Source organism: Paenibacillus sp. YAE3, from assembly GCF_057546105.1.
In genome coordinates, this window is sequence record NZ_BAAIYF010000011.1 from 51,738 (window position 1) to 67,811 (window position 16,074).

A 16,074-nucleotide genomic window follows, 5' to 3' on the forward strand; every position below is an offset into this window, starting at 1 on the left:
TTTTCCTGTTTGATGAATAGAACTCGATCGGAGTAGCGGGATTTGAACCCACGGCCTCACCCACCCCAAGGGTGCGCGCTACCAGACTGCGCCATACCCCGATGTATGCGGGAGCCTCGGTCGGCTCCTTATAATCTCATTATATGCAACCCCTTCCATCGATTTCAACAACAAAATGTTTGTTTCGCAAAATCCCGCAGCGGGTATTTGTGAACAGAACGTGAACGCTTTCAATAGCGAACTTGTGAACGTTTTTTGAAAGCCGGAACCGAATCCAACGAAAAACGTTATATAAGATAGCGGTTACAAAACGACCCATGACGCGAAACCAAAGGGGGGTGAAATGATGACAACAAGGCAGATGCATTCCGTCGTCGCGGCAGTCATGACCTTCAGCATTCTCATCGTCGGTTGCGCCGAAGCCAAACGGGCCGAGCAGCCTCCCCAAGCATCCGAGAAGCCGCCTCGAAGCGAGTCTGCCCAACCCAGCAATCAGGGACGCTAAACTCCACTTTGGCTTGATACCCAAGCGGATTCCAAACCAACTCGGTGCACAGTAAGTTTTTTTTCATCAAAGTTGCGTTAACCTCATGCCTTCCCGAATCTCTTACAGACCGCCGGTGCAGTTATGCATCCTCTTCACAATGCAGCAAACCGGGAATATGCCATTCATTCAAACGGCTTCCTATCCAGCCGAGACCTGAATAGGATCAGTTTCTTCTCTGCTCCTCCTTTCACACCCGCACCTTGACCGAACTGTTTAGCAAAAAAGCCGATACCTCTCGCATTAGCGTGCGGCGTTATATCATGGAAGTTCGAGAATCATGCCGTCGTAAGCAACCTGAATGCCGTGAGGCGTAAATATGTCCACCAAATCCGAATGAGACAGCTGGGCGTTATGGAAAAAATGGGTGACAACGACATGCGCGTCCGGCTTCAGCATCCCGTGTTCCTCAAACCGCTGCTTCGTTTCCAATACGGCATCGACGTTCATATGGCTTTGCCGGTAGTCGATCTGCCCGACGGTGCATTCGAGAACGGCCAAATCCAGTCTTTTCCCCTGCAGCCACTGCCACGTTTCCTCGGGAAACCAGCCGCCGTCATGTCCGTATAGCAAAGTTTTGCCGTCTTTTTCGATGTAAAAAAGCAAACAGGTTTCGATCGGATCATGGCTGGCCGGAAGAGGCACGATAACCGAAGTCTGCAGCAGCGTCCGTTCGAACGGCCGGAGTCTGTGCAAATGGAATTTCCCCTGCGATCCCCCGTTCATATCCAGCGCCTGCTTGATCCGCAGCAGCACCGCGTCATTCGCGAACACCTCGATCGGATGATCGGCGGAGCGTGCGTTCTTGCCTTTTTACCATTATTCACCGTAAGGACCAATCCGTCCATACCGCAATAAAAGAATACGCAAATACCTGCCAAACTGCCCCGTCCGCGCCAATCCCGAGGGTTGCATGAAATGCAAAAGTCGAAGATTTCGCAGGATTTCATATTCGCGAAGACGAAATTTTCGAATGGACAGACGCTGGGCGAATCCTGTCGTATAATAGATGGTGCTCGACAACAACAACAAGATCCGCTGACAACTACTCTAATAACGGGGACGGTAGGTTTGATGAAGAAAGCAGCCATATTACTGATATACATAGCCCTGCTCCTTTGCGCGAGATGGTTCTGGTCCGATACGTTCGGGACGGAACAACAGCCCAAAGTGGAGAACGGCGTTCTTGACCTGCGCGGAATCCATTTGGATGACAGGCATTCCATCGTGTTGGATGGAGAGTGGGAGTTTTACCCGGATAAGCTGATCTCCGGCAGCCGGCAGGCCGACCAGGCAAAGGACGGTCGCCGCTACATTCAAGTTCCCGGCGATTGGAGTACGGCTTGGCCCGACAAAAACGGCTCATCGTTCGGATACGGCACCTACAGGCTTCGCATCCTCGTGGATCAGCCGCTGGATCAGCCTTATGAATTATGGGTCAAGGAAATTAAGGCCGCTTCAACGGTAATCGTCAACGGAAAAACCGTGGGCAAATTCGGAAACGCGGCAGCGTCTGAACAGGAGTATACTCCGGAGCTCGTATCTTACATTAACACCTTTGTCCCGGACAAGCAAAACGTGATCGACATCATGATCCAATCCGCCAATTACAGCGATCCCGCGAGCGGAGGAATCATCGAATCCATGCGGTTCGGCACGCAGGCGGCGATCGATTTTCAGTGGTGGTATTCGATCGGCTTTCAGCTTTCCGTTTTCATGATTCTGCTTCTGCATGCGTTGTATGCCGGCATTATGTACCTCATCAATCCGAGGGAGAACATGCTGCTTGCCTTCGTTCTGCTGCTCGTCTTCGCAGGCCTGACGATCGTCTCGGACCATGAATACGTGCTTATGCGCTGGTTCCCCCTTAATTACACGTGGATGTTGAAAATCCGCATTCTTTCCTATCTTGGCATTACGTTCTGCATGCTGCTGATGGGCAGGAATTTTGTCGAACGAACCCGGAAGGGGCCTTTGTTTATCGGATTTGCATACGCTGCCGCCCTGTATGTCTTATTCGTGCTCATCGCGCCCGCCAACTTGGTCCATCTGTCCAAGACCTATCATGTTTTTGGCTTGTTCTACTTGCTGCCGAGCTTCTGGTTTTTCTATCTTATCGGCCGGATGGTGCGCCGGAAGCAAAAGGATGCGTTTATCATCCTCCTGGCGGCAACGAGCGTCATGTCCAACATTCTATGGGGAATCGTGAATTTCGATTGGAATTTTACGCCGATTTATTACCCGGTCGATATTCTGGCTGCCATCGTCGGATTTTCAGCCTACTGGTTCAAACGGTATTTCCGGAACGCGGCGGAAAACGCCAAGCTGAACAAGCAGCTCCGAGAGGCGGATGAACGGAAGGACCAGTTCCTGGTGAACACTTCGCACGAGCTTCGGACGCCGCTGCACGGCATCATCAATATCGCCCAATCGGTGCTGTCCCGCGAGCAGCATACGATGACGGAGGAAGGCCATAAAAACATGGAGCTCCTCGTCACGATCAGCCGCCGGATGGCTTACCTGCTCAGCGACCTGCTCGATGCCGTCCGATTGAAGGATCAAAGGATCATGCTCCGCCGGCAGGCGCTGCAGGTTGAACCGGTCGTATCCGGCGTCATCAGCATGCTTGCCCATATGACGGAGGGCAAACCCGTCCAAGTGAAGATGGCATTGCAGGAGATTCCTTCGGTATATGCCGATGAACAGAGATTGACCCAAATTTTATTCAATTTGCTTCACAATGCCATCAAGTTTACCGACGAAGGCGTCATTGAAGTCACGGCCAGCCTGAACGGAGAGCAGGTCGTCATCCACGTGTCGGATACCGGGCGGGGGATCACGAAGGAAGCGCTGGAACGGATTTTCCTTCCCTACGAGCAGGGGCATGGCGACGATGAAAACGGCGGCATCGGCTTGGGCCTGAGCATCAGCAGGCAGCTCGTCGAACTGCATGGCGGATGCCTGACGGCCGAGTCCACCCTTGGAAAGGGGACAACGTTCAGCTTTTCCCTTCCGATCGCGGAAAGCCGCACGGAAGAAGCCTCCGAAATCCGGGAGGAACAACGCGACGAACCGAACCCGGCGGAACGCGTGCCGGACAACCTGCCGATGCAGGAAACCGCGGCAGCCGCAGAACCGGGCCTGATCACCGAAACGGCCGATATGACGGAACGTTTCTCCAAAGGGTTAAAAATTTTGATCGTGGAAGACGATCCCGTCAATTTGCGGGTCCTTACGGGCATTTTTGCGGAGGAACATTATGAGATCCAGACGGCCTTGTCGGCGAAAGAGGCGCTGAATCTGTTGGAATCCGCGTCTTGGGACCTGCTCGTTTCCGACGTCATGATGCCGCATATGTCCGGATATGAGCTGACACGGATCGTCCGGGAACGTTACAGCAGCTTCGAGCTGCCGATCCTGCTCCTGACGGCAAGAAGCCGGCCGGAGGACATTTATGCAGGCTTTATCGCCGGTGCCAACGATTACGTCGCCAAACCGGTGGATGCGATGGAGCTGAAATACCGGGTGCTTGCCCTGGGCACGTTAAAAAAATCCGCGGAAGAAAGGCTCAGAATCGAAGCCGCTTATTTGCAGGCGCAAATTCAGCCGCATTTCCTGTTTAATACGATCAATTCGATCATGTCCCTAAGCGAAATCGACTTGGACAAAATGCGGGATCTGGCCGACGCGTTCACCTCGTATTTGCGGATCAGCATCGACTTCCTGAATTCGGAACAAATCGTCCCTCTGACCCACGAACTGGATCTGGTCGAAGCGTATCTTTACATCGAAAAAGAACGTTTTGGAGAACGGCTTGAGGTCGTATGGGACATTGATCCGGACATATCGCTGTTCATTCCTCCGCTGACGCTGCAGCCCCTGGTCGAAAATGCGGTCAAACACGGACTGCTGAGCAGGCTGCAGGGCGGCACGCTTGAAATTCGCATCCGCCGCCAGGAGGATGGGACCAGATTCGAGGTTCGGGATAACGGAAAAGGCATGTCCGAAGAGGAAGCCGGGCGGCTGCTTCACCTCGATCCCGGCAGCATTCAGGCATCCCGCGGGATCGGATTGCTCAATACGAACCGCAGGCTGATGCAGCATTACGGCAAAGGCCTGCATATCGAGAGCAAGCTGGGGCAAGGCACGGTCATGTCATTCGTCATACCGAATCCTGGCTCCGAGCCCGGCCGAAACCCGGAATTTTTCGACGAATAGGAAAAAGCAGCCTGATCCGTTCAGGCTGCTTTTTTTATTGCCTCTTACGTTATGCCCCGCTGGCGACGCCCTGTTCCCATTCCAGGTACCAGGACGTGATGCCCGCGCTTGGGGACATGGCGTATTCGTAGTCAAACACGTCCCTCAGCTGTTGATACAGCCTTCTTACTTCTGCGTAATTATGCAAACCGGCGTACATCTTCATCAAACCGGCATAGCCGTCTTCCATAAAAGGCAGTCTTTCGATCATCTGCTGATACAGCTTTGCAGCTTCGGCATACTGCCCGAGCCCGACGTGGCACTCGGCGACGGGTTTGGCATAATTGAGCCACAGCAGCCGGATCCGTTCCTGTTCCGGTTCTGCCCATATATAGCGGTGCTCCTCAAGAAAATCGCCGGTGTATTTATCCAGTGTTCCTAGATGGCGGTGAAGCGTATCCGGGGTTACCGGCGGCGCGTCGCGAAGGCTGTTCTCCCATGCCTCGACGTCGAGTTCTACTTGGCCCCAAACCAGGCGGTATCCCTCATCATGGTACTTGATTTGAAGATCCAGCCCGCTTGTTTTGATCATTTGCCTAATCTGATAGATTGCCGTATGTAACTGAGTTGTTGCTTTTTTCATGTCTTGCTCCGGCCACAGCAAATCGATCAGGGCCTGTTTGCTCACCATCTTGTCCCGGTAATAAATCAGATACGCAAACAATTCCGGCGCTTTCAGCGTCTTCCATTGGAAGTATTTCGGTTGGCCGTCCGGGTCGCGGTAATGCAAACTTTGCAGGCAGCAAAGCATTGTCTTTGCAGCTTGATCCTGATTTGCGCCCGCAGCGTTCAGAAGCGAAAATCGGACGACCCTGTTCAACGTCACGTTCAAGCGCGACGCGTTCACCGGCTTCAGCAAATAATCGAGTGCGTTGACCTCGAAAGCTTTAATCGCAAAATCCTGATAGGCGGTAACAAAAACGATCTGCATTTGCGGCTGGAGCTCCAGCAGCTTCTCCGCCAGTTCAAAACCGGAAACCTCCGGCATTTCGATATCCAAAAAAGCGACATCGGGCTGCACTTCCCGGGCGGCGGCAAGTGCAGCGTAAGGATCCTGATAAGCTCCGACCAGCTCCAAATGAAGGTTTGCCCCGATTTGTGATTGCAGAAGTTTTTCCAACTTCAATAAAGCCAGTTTTTCATCATCGACGATTATTACCTTCAAGGCTTCTCTCCTCCTGGGCAGCGCTGCATTCTCTTACTTTCATTTTAACAGCAAAACGTGCCCAGTTGAACCGAGAAACCCGACTCTTCTATGATTCTTTTTGCAGGATGCGATCCTCTGCTTCCTCTTGGATGACCGAACAATTTTCCCAATCGTCCATTGCCATGTACCCGCGCCGGACGAGCGCGAAAATGGTGTTGGTCGTGCAATACCATTCCAAATCGGACACGCTTGGAGAACGATCCCTTAATTTCGATACGGCTTCCTCATACGTCCAGTATCCGCCTTGCCTCCAGCGGACCAATTTTCCCCCATGCTGCTGCGCCTTATTCAGCGCCTCCTGCTGTATTTCAGATAACATTAATTGATCACCACACAAATCTTTTACGTTATTTGCTGCCAAGACAACCGATAAAATCATGCCGCCCCCCTCCCATTTCAGCGAGTACAAGGCTATTTAAACATAGGGCTCTGAATATATTCTGAAAAATGAACGCCTAGGACCAAAGAAACAGGTTCAGGGCGGCAAAAAACATGCCGAAAACATAAAAAGAGTGCTACAAAAAATTTTTCGAAATGACCGGGCATCCCCAATGCCAAAAAAGCTTGACCCGGTGCAAGCACCAAATCAAGCTTTTGTTTAATTTCTGCGCAGTACCTGTGCCAAAGCGCCTATAAAGATTTTCGGGGCCTGTCGGCCGTCCGGGTGGATTCCGCCGGATTTCGGCGTCCGGTCAACAACAGCATCAGGAACGAAATGGCGACAATGGCCGCGGTCCATGCCCATGCCATCGGCGTATTGCCCGCATCCACCGCCACGTAGATCGCCGTCGGGATGGTTTGGGTTTTGCCCGGGATGTTGCCCGCGATCATCAGCGTCGCCCCGAATTCCCCGAGCCCGCGCGCGAAGCCGAGGATAAAGGCGGTACCGACCGCATGGACGGCAAGCGGCAGCGTAATGTATCGAAACACCTGCCATTCGCTTGCGCCGTTTGCGCGCCCGGCGTTTTCGAGTTCGGGATCGACGGCGGCAAAGCCGTTTTTCATCGTTTGGTATACGAGCGGAAAGGAAACGACCACCGCCGCGATGACGGCGGCCCACCAGGAGAAAATCACCGGCGCGTTGAACAGCCGTTCGGCGGCCTGTCCGACCCAGCTTTTCCGCCCGAGCAGCACCAAAAGCAAAAAGCCGACGACCGTCGGAGGAAGCACCAGCGGCAGCATCAGGACGGTTTCGAGTACGATTTTGCCCTTGAACCTTTTTCGGGACATCCACCAGGCCGCCGCCGTGCCCAGGAGCAGCACGATCACGCTCGACAACGCCGCCACCTGAAGCGAAATGCGGACGGGGGGCCAAAAATCATGCCAGTTCATATCCACACATCCTTTTTACTCCGGAACGGAAAAGCCGTATTTGACAAAGACGTCAAGCGCAGCTTGCGACTGCAAATATTCGTAAAAATCTTCCGCTTCCCGCGCATGTTTGGTGGCTTTGACGATCCCGACCGGATATTCCACCGCCGAATAGGAGGCCTGGTCCACCGTAAACGCGATGCTGATTTTCGAAGAAGACAACGCGTCCGTTTTATAGACGAACCCGGCGTCGGCATTGCCCGTTTCGACGTATTGAAGCACCTGCCGCACGTCTTTGGCCTGGACCAGCTTCGACTGAAGCGGCTCCCACAGCTTCGCGTTCGTCAGCGCTTCCTTGGCGTAATTGCCTGCCGGAACGCTTTCCGGGATGCCGATCGCGATCCTTTTAACCTCAGCTTTGCCCAAGTCTCCGATGCTGCCGACCGGACTCGCGGAATCCGCCGGCACGACGGCGACCAGCTCGTTTTTCAGAAGGGTTTTCACCTTGCCGTCGGCCATAAGCCCCTGCTCGACAAGCGGCTTCATGTTTTTGACCGCGGCGGAGAGGAACAGGTCTGCCGGGGCTCCCTGCTCGATTTGCTTTTGCAGCGCGCCGGAGCCGCCGAAATTGAAATTCAGCTCCACGTTGGGATGGGACTTCTCGTAGGCGGCCTTGATTTCCTCAAGCGCATCGGTCATGCTTGCGGCCGCGGAAATCGTCAAGTCCGCTTGGGATAACGGCTCCGCATTCGGTGCCGCTGGGTTCGAACCTGACGCTGCTTGAGGGTTGGCATCCGTTTTCGACGCGTTTCCGCAGCCTGTCGCCAACGCCAGGATCAGCGCAAAAACAAACCAAACCATACTGTTTCGATACATTTTTCGCATGTCAGCACTCCAGATCATTATATTTAATAATAATTAGTTATAATTGATATAAATTATATTGGGCATTACACGCATTGTAAACCTATTTCAGAAATGTTTCACAATCGGACAACAAATCCGTAGGGCCGCATTCCGCTTGATGATCAAGAAGCAGTATGTTTCTTGGCTTTTTGCAAAATCGGCATGTTACAATGGAAGAAGAAGCATAAGGCTTTTGCCAAACGAGCGTTTGTTTTGAACGAGGAGGATTTCCATGTCAAGCGATATATCCTATACCACCGAAGAAATCGCCAAAATGCTGAAAATATCCAAGCTCACCGTTTACGATCTGATCAAAAAAGGTGAGCTTCCGTCCTACCGCGTCGGCAAACAGATGCGCGTGGACGCAGCGGATCTCGAAGCTTACAAGCAGCGGGCCAAAGGCATCCGAACGGCGTCCGTCCCCGTCCAAGCGGCCGGCAGCCTTCCCCTTTCCGCCGCGCCGGCCATGAACGGAGTTCGCCCGCTGGTCGTGACGGGACAGGATCTCAGCCTCGACATTTTGGTCAAATATATGGAAAAAGGCATCCCCGGCGTCCGTCCGCTGCGCGCCTACGTCGGAAGCCTGGACAGCCTGATCGCCATGTACCGTGGGGAGTCGGACATCGTCAGCACCCATCTGCTGGACGGCGATACCGGGGAATACAACATTTCGTACATCCGCAAGCTGCTCGTCGGCTCTTCCTACATGGTCGTGAACCTGCTGTCGAGAAACGCCGGGCTTTACGTGCAAAAAGGCAATCCGCGCGGGCTGTCCGGCTGGTCCGATCTGGCCCGTCCCGGCCTGCGGATGGCAAACCGAGAGAAAGGTTCCGGCGCCCGCGTTCTGTTGGACGAGCAGCTGCGCCTGCACGGCATCCGGCCGGAGCAGCTCGATGGATATGAAGAGGAGCAGACCAACCATATCGGCGTTGCGGCCAAGGTTGCGTCCGGCGACGCCGACGTCGGCGTCGGCATCGAAAAAGCCGCAGCGATCGTCGGGCAGGTGGATTTTATCCCGCTCATTCAGGAGCGCTACGATCTGGTGATGCTGAAAAAGCCGGAGAACAGGGCATGGATCGGGGCGCTGCTGGACATTTTGCGTTCGGAGGAGTTCCGGAAGGAGCTGCAAACGATCGCGGGGTACGACTTGTCGCGCACGGGGGAAGTTTTGTTCGAGACGTGACCGCCTTCCCTGCTTGGCCATAAATAAAAGGAGCTGCCCTGGGTCCAAATCGACCTATGGGACAGCTCCTTTTTAGTATAAGAATTTAAATTCTTCGGCCCCCCCGCAAAGAACCTGAATCTGCTTCAGAGCCATTGGCCCGGCTTTGCAGGGTTATTTCGCTATCCTTTGAGCAGCAACAAAAGCGTTCCCGCCGTCAGCAGCACCAATCCGGCCGTCGATTTCAGCGACAGCTTTTCCTTCAGAAAAACGAAGGCGAACAGCACCGTGATCAAAATGCTGAGCTTGTCGATCGGCACGACGACGCTTGCCGGGCCGTCCTGCAGCGCTTTGTAAAAGCATAACCACGACAGGCCCGTCGCCAGCCCGGACAGGGTGATAAACAGCCAGCTTTTGCGGTCGATCCGTTTGATCTCTCCCTGCTTTTTTTGGACAAACACGATCAGCCAAGCCATCAACAGCACGACGATCGTCCGGATCGCCGTCCCCAGGTTGGACTCCACGCCCTCGATGCCGATTTTGCCCAAAATCGAGGTCAATGCCGCGAATAACGCGGATAAACAGGCGTAAACCAGCCAGCTTCTGCGGACAGCGGATGCCGCTTTTTCCGATTTGCTTTTCTGGATCATCATATACGTGCCGGCCGCGATGACCACCATCCCGATGGCATTGATCCACGTCAGCCGCTCGCCGAGAAAAACAAACGCCAACATCATCGTCAGCACATTGCTCGATTTATCGACCGGCGTGACCTTGTTGACGTCCCCAAGCTGCAGCGCCCGGAAATAACAGATCCAAGAAGCTCCCGTCGTCAGGCCGGACAACAGGAGAAACAGCAAGCTTTTTCCGCTTAAAGCCGCGATCGTGTTCTGCGACCCGACCACAAAAACCATCAGCCAGGAGAAAATCAAAACGACCCACGTGCGCAGCGCGGTAGCCAGGTTAGAATCCACGTTGCGGATCCCGATTTTGGCAAGAATCGATGTGATGCCGGCGAACAGCGCCGCCCCAAATGCAAAGGCAATCCACATTGCCGATCAGTCCCCCTTTGATGCCAAGATGCCGCCGATCCGATCTTTATGTATCTGACCCTTAATTGTATATCATATGGATTTTAAAGCCGTTTACTCGCCGGGAGGCCCATAAATTCCCTGCCTCTTCACCATATCGGAAACGCAGTCAAGGCAGAAAACCCTTGCCGCAAAAGAAATCGCCCTATCCCTTGTCCGCCAAAATCTCTTCAAGCCTGCAGCAGGTCACACACGCCGCCCAGGGTTCCAGCACATAGCTAGTACAAATCACTTTCCGGTTAGGACCACAGCAAAGGACCATATGATGAGTGCCACCTCAAACGCTGTCTTGCTGACACCCTTTGGGCTGGTTGCTAATTTCGGCAACAGAGCTCTGAGTTGGTATTCAACAAACTGTTAAATGGGTTATTTTATTTAAATTCGTATTTACTGTAATCCACATTGATTCACACACTGCTGCTAAGGATTGTACAGATACATGCTCTCGAAAATCATCGTTAAAAATCCACTCCTTGGGGCTTATATTAAAAAAGTTCTGTGTGCTTAAATACGTTGATTTAATAAACTTCCAAGCCAGTTCTACTTCTCGATTATATGTTTTTGAAATTAAAGATAGATTAACATTATACACTTGGGAATCGTATTGTGGAAAATTAGTGATAATTTTCTCTTGGCAGTCTGATCCATAGATATCAATCAGAAAGTCGGTAAGTTCATTATTATATAAGGATTTTATAAACGTTTCCCTTGATTCCTTGCGTATTTTTTCAATATTAATATAAGTTAAACTTGGATAAGAAATTTTTAGGACATCCTCGAAATGCGGGGCAATCTCAGAAACAACAATTCTATAGTCAGTCTTTTTTTTGATAGGTAAGCTGATAAGGGTATTGCTATAATTTAAAACATAAGGTGCCGTGAAAAAAAGCCCCAGGGTTGTTAGCTCGTGATCTACTGGATCTACAGGTAATTTATCGATTTTTGGCCGTTTTTTTTCTGTATGACTTAATATAGGCCGCCGAACATCACCAATTACTTGATTAGCTTGTACCTCAGTAAATAACTCCATTTAATATCCCTTCTTTCAACCTGCAGTATTTAGTAAAAAGAGTAACACAACAAATGGCACATTGTTGTGTTACTCTCACAAATAAGTACAATCATACTTTAAACTATTTTAAAGTAAACTGATTTGTTTGATGGAACTACCATTGCTACACCTTTATTTGTTAGTACTTCGCCACTTATTGTAGCAGAAAATGAACCACCTTGGGTATAAATGTGGGGGTCTCCTTTACCAACTAAATGTTTAGTGCCTAGTGCTACTCTATATATTGGATCGTATTTATCTCCGTTGTTAAATTCATTTCCGCTATAATACACTAGAAGATCAAGTCCAGTAATAAAAGCATCCGGAGGAGTATCAACTTCAATTTCATAATGCGGGGTAACAAAACGTCCTGCAATAGTCACCCAAAAATCAACATATCCTTCTATTTTAGTTCCAGCTGCTGTTCTGAGACTATCCTTTTGATCTTGAATAATTTCAATTGGAATTCTTAATTTCTCAGAAGTCCACACATCCTGGTCACTGGCAGAATCAGCAAAAACTTCTTGAGAAAACATACCAAATAAAAAGAGTACTGTAAGTAAAGAAATGAGCTTTTTCATAATGTTCCCTCCTATTTTAAGTAGATAATTCAACTAGAATCTCGTTCATTATGGACAATTATATAATTTAGTTAGATTTAGAGTTTTTATTAATGACGGTTGGCCAACCAATGAAAATATACCACAAAAATAAATGTATATAAATGGTTTTAATGTAAATAAGATAATTATTTTTTTCTTTTTTGTCATAACTTTTTTTGTTTATTTACGTTGTATGATTTAATGCAAAGACCCTGCCGGCTACGCCAAATGAAGCGCACAGCCGGCAGCCAAAAAACGACTTCGTTTCCGAAAAACTATAATCAGGCACAAGCGGTAATTCGACTTCATTTTGCGCCAGAAGACGGTTCTGCTCGAACGATGCAGTATCCTGTCGTGTCAAATCCCCGATTAGGATAAAATATCTACACAGAAGTCCGCTAAACGAAATAGTCGTTAGGACCCTTGTTCGACCGCCGCGATCTCAAGTATGCTCTTGCTGCATCCACACGACACTGGATCAAGACCCGTGGCTCCGGAGCCTCGAAGCAGCGAATCAGAAATGGAATGCTTTTCCCACCCAAAAGTTTAATCGCTTAAACTTTAAGAGAAAACCGAAAGAAGGGATTGACACCAAGCATTTATTTTTTACTGTGGTCGTTTTTTATACATCTAAAGTTAAAGCGTTTTTACTTTTATCGAAAAAATCGACCGCCGTTTTTGCCATTCATCACTTTTGGAGGGATAATCCATGAACAACGCAAACAAACAAGCCGCCGCAAGAAAAAAGTTAACCGTATTTCTGCTCAGCTTTACGCTGCTGGGTTCCATGATCGCCATGTCGGGCCCCGTTCCGGTGAAGGCTTTTGCCGACGAGCAGGTTTCGGATGCGGAGCAGCTTGAACCGACGGAGATCTCCATCCCCATGGAAACGGATATCAATGCTGAACTCAACGCAAGCCCTTCGGCCGGAGCCTCCGAGGCGGACGTCCAAGCCTTCGCCGCTGCGGCGGGAAGCCATGACGCCAACTTTTCGCCGGAAACGCTGCAATTTCTGAAAGCCAACACCGGCCTTGACGGCGAGCAGTGGGACAACATCATGAAGCTCGTCAACAAACCGGAGCAGGACGACCTCAACTGGACGAAATATTACGGATATTGCGAGGATATCGGAGATGACCGCGGGTATACCATCGGTATTTTCGGCGCGACAACCGGGGGGCCGAACGACGAAGGGCCGGACGGTCCCGAACTTTTTAAAGAGTACGACCGCGCCAAGGGCGCAAGCAATCCAAGCGTCGAAGGTGCCCTGAAGCGTCTTGGCATCAACGGCAAAATGAAAAACGGCATCCTGGTCATCTCGGACAGCGAAAGCAAATTCGTCAAAAAAATCAACAGCCTGCAGAATGACGCGGCCTGGCGGGAAGCGATGTGGCGCACCTTCTATAACGTATACATCAAATACAGCGTCGAGCAGGCGAAAAAACGCGGCTTCACTTCGGCGCTGACGATCGGCTCTTTCGTCGACACCGCTCTTAACCAAGGCGCCACGGGCGACTCCGGCAGCCTTCAAGGCATCCTGTCCCGCTCGGGAAGCAGCAAGGACGAAAAGACGTTTATGACGAAATTTTACGCCGAACGCACCAAAGTCGTGGACACGAACGACTACAACCAGCCGCCGAACGGAAAAAACCGCGTCAAACAATGGAGCGCGCTCCTGAACATGGGCGAAACCGATTTGAAAAATGCCGATGCGGCGATCCAAAAGGTCACCGATTGGGAGCTGAAGTAAGCCGGAAACCGGAAAAAGCAGCGGGCATCGTGAACGGTGCCCCTGCTTTCTCAGTACAAGTCTTTACAAAGTTAGATCCTGCCTTATTCGTACCAATATCCCTTAATCCCCTTCGACATCCTTACCAGCGCCTCCAGGTAATAATAATCTCCCCAGATCATGTAATCGTCGGGGCCGATGCCGCCTCGGACATGATAAGAGCCATGCTGCAGCAGACCCTCCGCGTCCGGCATGCCGATCGTAGAGTAGTTTTCGACAAGCGACGCCATCATCCGCTGCAAAGCGTCCGCGAAATATCCGCGCTGCGGATCGTGTTCGTCCATCAGCTCAAGCAGCTCCAGCAAACCGCAGGCCACGATGGCCGAGGCGGAGCTGTCGCGCGGCGTTCCCGGTTCGACCGGCGCGTCGAAATCCCAATACGCCACGTCGTCCTCCGGCAAATGTTCGATAAAATATCGGGCCATGCGCTTGGACGTATCCAGAAAACGCTCGTCCCGCGTGTACCGGTAGGACAACGCAAAACCGTATATTCCCCAGGCTTGCCCCCGCGTCCACGTCGAGCCGTCCTGATACCCTTGATGCGTACCGCCGCGGATGGCATTGCCGTTTTCCTGGTTGAAATAAAACGTATGGTACGACGAGCCGTCGCCGCGAACGAGGAAACGCCGGCTGAGGAGCGCGTGGCGGTAAGCGATATCGTAATATTTTTCGTCGCCCGTCTGCAGATGGGCCCAATACAACAGCGGCAGGTTCAGCAGGCAGTCGATGATGATCCGTCCCCCGTTTTCCGGATCGCCTTCGGGTCCCCAGGCCTGAATCGCCCCGATTCGCGGGCGCCAGCGCAGAAGCAGCTTATCCGCCGCCTGCAGCGCCAGCTCACGGGCTTTCTCGTCCTTCAGCACGCGCCACTGGGCCACGGCGGAAAGGGAATACAAAAACCCGATGTCATGATGGTCGAGGCTGATATGCTTTTCCAGACGGTGGCGGTATTGATCCAGTTGTGCCGCCGCCGACTCACGGAAAAATGCATCTCCGCCGTATTCGTAACAAAGCCACATCATCCCGGTATAAAACCCTTCGATCCAGTCCTCGTTCGCACCCCAGTCGTAACGTTTCTCTCCGTTTGCGCTTTGCCCGACAATATGAGGGAACAGCCCCGGATGGCGAACCGCATTACGTTTGATTTTTCCCGCTGCATCTTCAATCGCTTTTTGCCACATCGTACGTTGATTCTCCTTTTCAAGTTCATTCATGATTTGAAGCAAACCTTCACGGCTTTCGGCCTCATCCTCGTGAAAAAACCATGGCCATTTCCTTCATCGGAAGCGGAGATTGCTGCCGTATGCGCTTTCAATTGTATGTGCCGGGGCGCGAAGAGGGGCGCTTGCCGCCCGTCTTTTGCCTCGTTCATGTGGATACCCGCGTAAACGAATCGCCGTTTTCCGGTAAGCCCCAAGAAGCGGACGCTGCTTGAAGCAGGTAAAATAGCGCTGCTGTGCGCGCCGAAATGCGCTTATCAAGATCATAGGCACTGGCCGGCGGATTTGTCCATACCTTATATCCGTGAACAAGCGAACTGCCCCCGTACCTCTTCGCGCGTCCGCTTTGTCCTTAACGGTTTTGCAGCTGCTTCCACACCTTTTTGTTGCTGTACCTTTTGTCGGAGCTGATATCCTGGCCGAACCACGCCGGCGGAACGAAACTTTCCGCCTCCGTTACGGAATCGAATTCCACTTCCAATACCCGCAATTCGATTTGCCCGTATTCGTCGATTTCGATCAGGCGGTTTCCCCAAGCGGCCGTCGTGCGCTTTTTGATCAGCGGTACCGCGCCGTGTTTGGCAATCATTTGCTCATAAAGCCCTGCGGAGATGGAATACTCCACTTCCTCCCGGGCAATGCCGTGGCCCTTTTTGAACGTATGGGTGTATTCCGTCAGGCCGGTCTTCACGTCGGAGATTTTCCGAACCCGCAGCTCCTGGTCTTCATGGATCGCCAGGTACGTCTGCTCGATCATCTGCTCCTTTTCGATCCGCAGCCCCTGTTCATCCAGCAGCGCCGCCGGAAATTCCGGCAGCAAAAATTTGCGTTCAATCTCAAGCGCCATCCGTTTGCCTCCCGTTATGTCATTTTCGTGCATGTACTATCCATTATACGGGCGGGACCGGCGAGGAACAATGAGCACGAACAAGCT

The 16,074-nt window shown here is 51.8% G+C and carries 14 protein-coding genes and 1 tRNA gene; 4 read left to right on the top strand and 11 right to left on the bottom strand.

Features of this window, described 5'->3' with window-relative positions; genetic code table 11:
* Nucleotides 1–27: 27 nt before the first annotated feature.
* Nucleotides 28–101 (bottom strand) — tRNA-Pro (locus AC27KL_RS20535).
* A gap of 245 nt (nucleotides 102–346) precedes the next feature.
* Between AC27KL_RS20535 and AC27KL_RS20540 the strand changes: the two genes are divergently transcribed.
* Nucleotides 347–505, top strand: a complete 159-nt coding sequence (locus tag AC27KL_RS20540) for a hypothetical protein (RefSeq protein ID WP_487170848.1) — start codon at nucleotides 347–349, stop codon at nucleotides 503–505.
* Nucleotides 506–805: 300 nt separating this feature from the next.
* On the opposite strand, the gene AC27KL_RS20545 is transcribed toward AC27KL_RS20540, so the two are convergent.
* Complete coding sequence (locus AC27KL_RS20545; RefSeq protein WP_487170849.1) at nucleotides 806–1,318, bottom strand: MBL fold metallo-hydrolase; 513 nt, start codon at nucleotides 1,316–1,318, stop codon at nucleotides 806–808.
* A gap of 300 nt (nucleotides 1,319–1,618) precedes the next feature.
* On the opposite strand from AC27KL_RS20545, the gene AC27KL_RS20550 reads away from it, so the two are divergent.
* The gene (locus AC27KL_RS20550; RefSeq protein ID WP_487170850.1) at nucleotides 1,619–4,762 is read left to right on the top strand and encodes a hybrid sensor histidine kinase/response regulator; all 3,144 of its coding nucleotides are present in this window, start codon (nucleotides 1,619–1,621) and stop codon (nucleotides 4,760–4,762) included.
* Between the two features lie 49 nt (nucleotides 4,763–4,811).
* Here AC27KL_RS20550 and AC27KL_RS20555 read toward each other — a convergent pair whose 3' ends face one another.
* From AC27KL_RS20555 to modA, 4 genes are all read right to left on the bottom strand, one after another.
* Nucleotides 4,812–5,966: a response regulator gene (locus AC27KL_RS20555; RefSeq protein ID WP_487170851.1), complete on the bottom strand. Its 1,155-nt coding sequence runs from the start codon at nucleotides 5,964–5,966 to the stop codon at nucleotides 4,812–4,814.
* A gap of 88 nt (nucleotides 5,967–6,054) precedes the next feature.
* A complete protein-coding gene (locus AC27KL_RS20560) occupies nucleotides 6,055–6,327 on the bottom strand; it encodes a hypothetical protein (RefSeq protein ID WP_487170852.1) in 273 nt (90 codons plus the stop codon).
* Nucleotides 6,328–6,638: 311 nt separating this feature from the next.
* A complete protein-coding gene (gene modB / locus AC27KL_RS20565) occupies nucleotides 6,639–7,340 on the bottom strand; it encodes a molybdate ABC transporter permease subunit (RefSeq protein WP_487170853.1) in 702 nt (233 codons plus the stop codon).
* Nucleotides 7,341–7,355: 15 nt separating this feature from the next.
* A complete protein-coding gene (gene modA, locus AC27KL_RS20570) occupies nucleotides 7,356–8,204 on the bottom strand; it encodes a molybdate ABC transporter substrate-binding protein (protein WP_487170854.1) in 849 nt (282 codons plus the stop codon).
* Nucleotides 8,205–8,457: 253 nt separating this feature from the next.
* Between modA and AC27KL_RS20575 the strand changes: the two genes are divergently transcribed.
* Complete coding sequence (locus tag AC27KL_RS20575; RefSeq protein WP_487170855.1) at nucleotides 8,458–9,408, top strand: substrate-binding domain-containing protein; 951 nt, start codon at nucleotides 8,458–8,460, stop codon at nucleotides 9,406–9,408.
* A 161-nt stretch (nucleotides 9,409–9,569) separates the two neighbouring features.
* Here AC27KL_RS20575 and AC27KL_RS20580 read toward each other — a convergent pair whose 3' ends face one another.
* The 3 genes from AC27KL_RS20580 to AC27KL_RS20590 form a co-directional block, all read right to left on the bottom strand.
* Nucleotides 9,570–10,439 (bottom strand): EamA family transporter, encoded by an 870-nt coding sequence (locus AC27KL_RS20580; RefSeq protein WP_339323617.1) that lies wholly within the window; start codon nucleotides 10,437–10,439, stop codon nucleotides 9,570–9,572.
* Between the two features lie 385 nt (nucleotides 10,440–10,824).
* Nucleotides 10,825–11,508: a hypothetical protein gene (locus AC27KL_RS20585; RefSeq protein ID WP_487170856.1), complete on the bottom strand. Its 684-nt coding sequence runs from the start codon at nucleotides 11,506–11,508 to the stop codon at nucleotides 10,825–10,827.
* Between the two features lie 98 nt (nucleotides 11,509–11,606).
* Entirely contained in the window at nucleotides 11,607–12,110 is a 504-nt protein-coding gene (locus tag AC27KL_RS20590; RefSeq protein WP_487170857.1) for a hypothetical protein, read from the bottom strand.
* Between the two features lie 730 nt (nucleotides 12,111–12,840).
* Between AC27KL_RS20590 and AC27KL_RS20595 the strand changes: the two genes are divergently transcribed.
* Nucleotides 12,841–13,881: a chitosanase gene (locus AC27KL_RS20595; RefSeq protein ID WP_487170858.1), complete on the top strand. Its 1,041-nt coding sequence runs from the start codon at nucleotides 12,841–12,843 to the stop codon at nucleotides 13,879–13,881.
* A gap of 83 nt (nucleotides 13,882–13,964) precedes the next feature.
* On the opposite strand, the gene AC27KL_RS20600 is transcribed toward AC27KL_RS20595, so the two are convergent.
* The gene (locus AC27KL_RS20600) at nucleotides 13,965–15,101 is read right to left on the bottom strand and encodes a glycoside hydrolase family 88 protein (RefSeq protein WP_339325050.1); all 1,137 of its coding nucleotides are present in this window, start codon (nucleotides 15,099–15,101) and stop codon (nucleotides 13,965–13,967) included.
* 391 nt (nucleotides 15,102–15,492) lie between these two features.
* Nucleotides 15,493–15,987 carry a CYTH domain-containing protein gene (locus tag AC27KL_RS20605; RefSeq protein WP_487170859.1) on the bottom strand — a complete coding sequence of 165 codons (495 nt, stop codon included), beginning with the start codon at nucleotides 15,985–15,987 and terminating at the stop codon, nucleotides 15,493–15,495.
* Nucleotides 15,988–16,074 lie beyond the last annotated feature (87 nt).

Coding starts and splice junctions, on each gene's coding strand:
- modB (WP_487170853.1), bottom strand. CDS start 7,340: ATGAACTGGCATGATTTTTGGCCCCCCGTCCGCATTTCGCTTCAGGTG.
- AC27KL_RS20600 (WP_339325050.1), bottom strand. CDS start 15,101: ATGTGGCAAAAAGCGATTGAAGATGCAGCGGGAAAAATCAAACGTAAT.
- AC27KL_RS20605 (WP_487170859.1), bottom strand. CDS start 15,987: ATGGCGCTTGAGATTGAACGCAAATTTTTGCTGCCGGAATTTCCGGCG.
- AC27KL_RS20560 (WP_487170852.1), bottom strand. CDS start 6,327: ATGTTATCTGAAATACAGCAGGAGGCGCTGAATAAGGCGCAGCAGCAT.
- AC27KL_RS20540 (WP_487170848.1), top strand. CDS start 347: ATGACAACAAGGCAGATGCATTCCGTCGTCGCGGCAGTCATGACCTTC.
- AC27KL_RS20585 (WP_487170856.1), bottom strand. CDS start 11,508: ATGGAGTTATTTACTGAGGTACAAGCTAATCAAGTAATTGGTGATGTT.
- modA (WP_487170854.1), bottom strand. CDS start 8,204: ATGCGAAAAATGTATCGAAACAGTATGGTTTGGTTTGTTTTTGCGCTG.
- AC27KL_RS20590 (WP_487170857.1), bottom strand. CDS start 12,110: ATGAAAAAGCTCATTTCTTTACTTACAGTACTCTTTTTATTTGGTATG.
- AC27KL_RS20580 (WP_339323617.1), bottom strand. CDS start 10,439: ATGTGGATTGCCTTTGCATTTGGGGCGGCGCTGTTCGCCGGCATCACA.
- AC27KL_RS20595 (WP_487170858.1), top strand. CDS start 12,841: ATGAACAACGCAAACAAACAAGCCGCCGCAAGAAAAAAGTTAACCGTA.
- AC27KL_RS20575 (WP_487170855.1), top strand. CDS start 8,458: ATGTCAAGCGATATATCCTATACCACCGAAGAAATCGCCAAAATGCTG.
- AC27KL_RS20550 (WP_487170850.1), top strand. CDS start 1,619: ATGAAGAAAGCAGCCATATTACTGATATACATAGCCCTGCTCCTTTGC.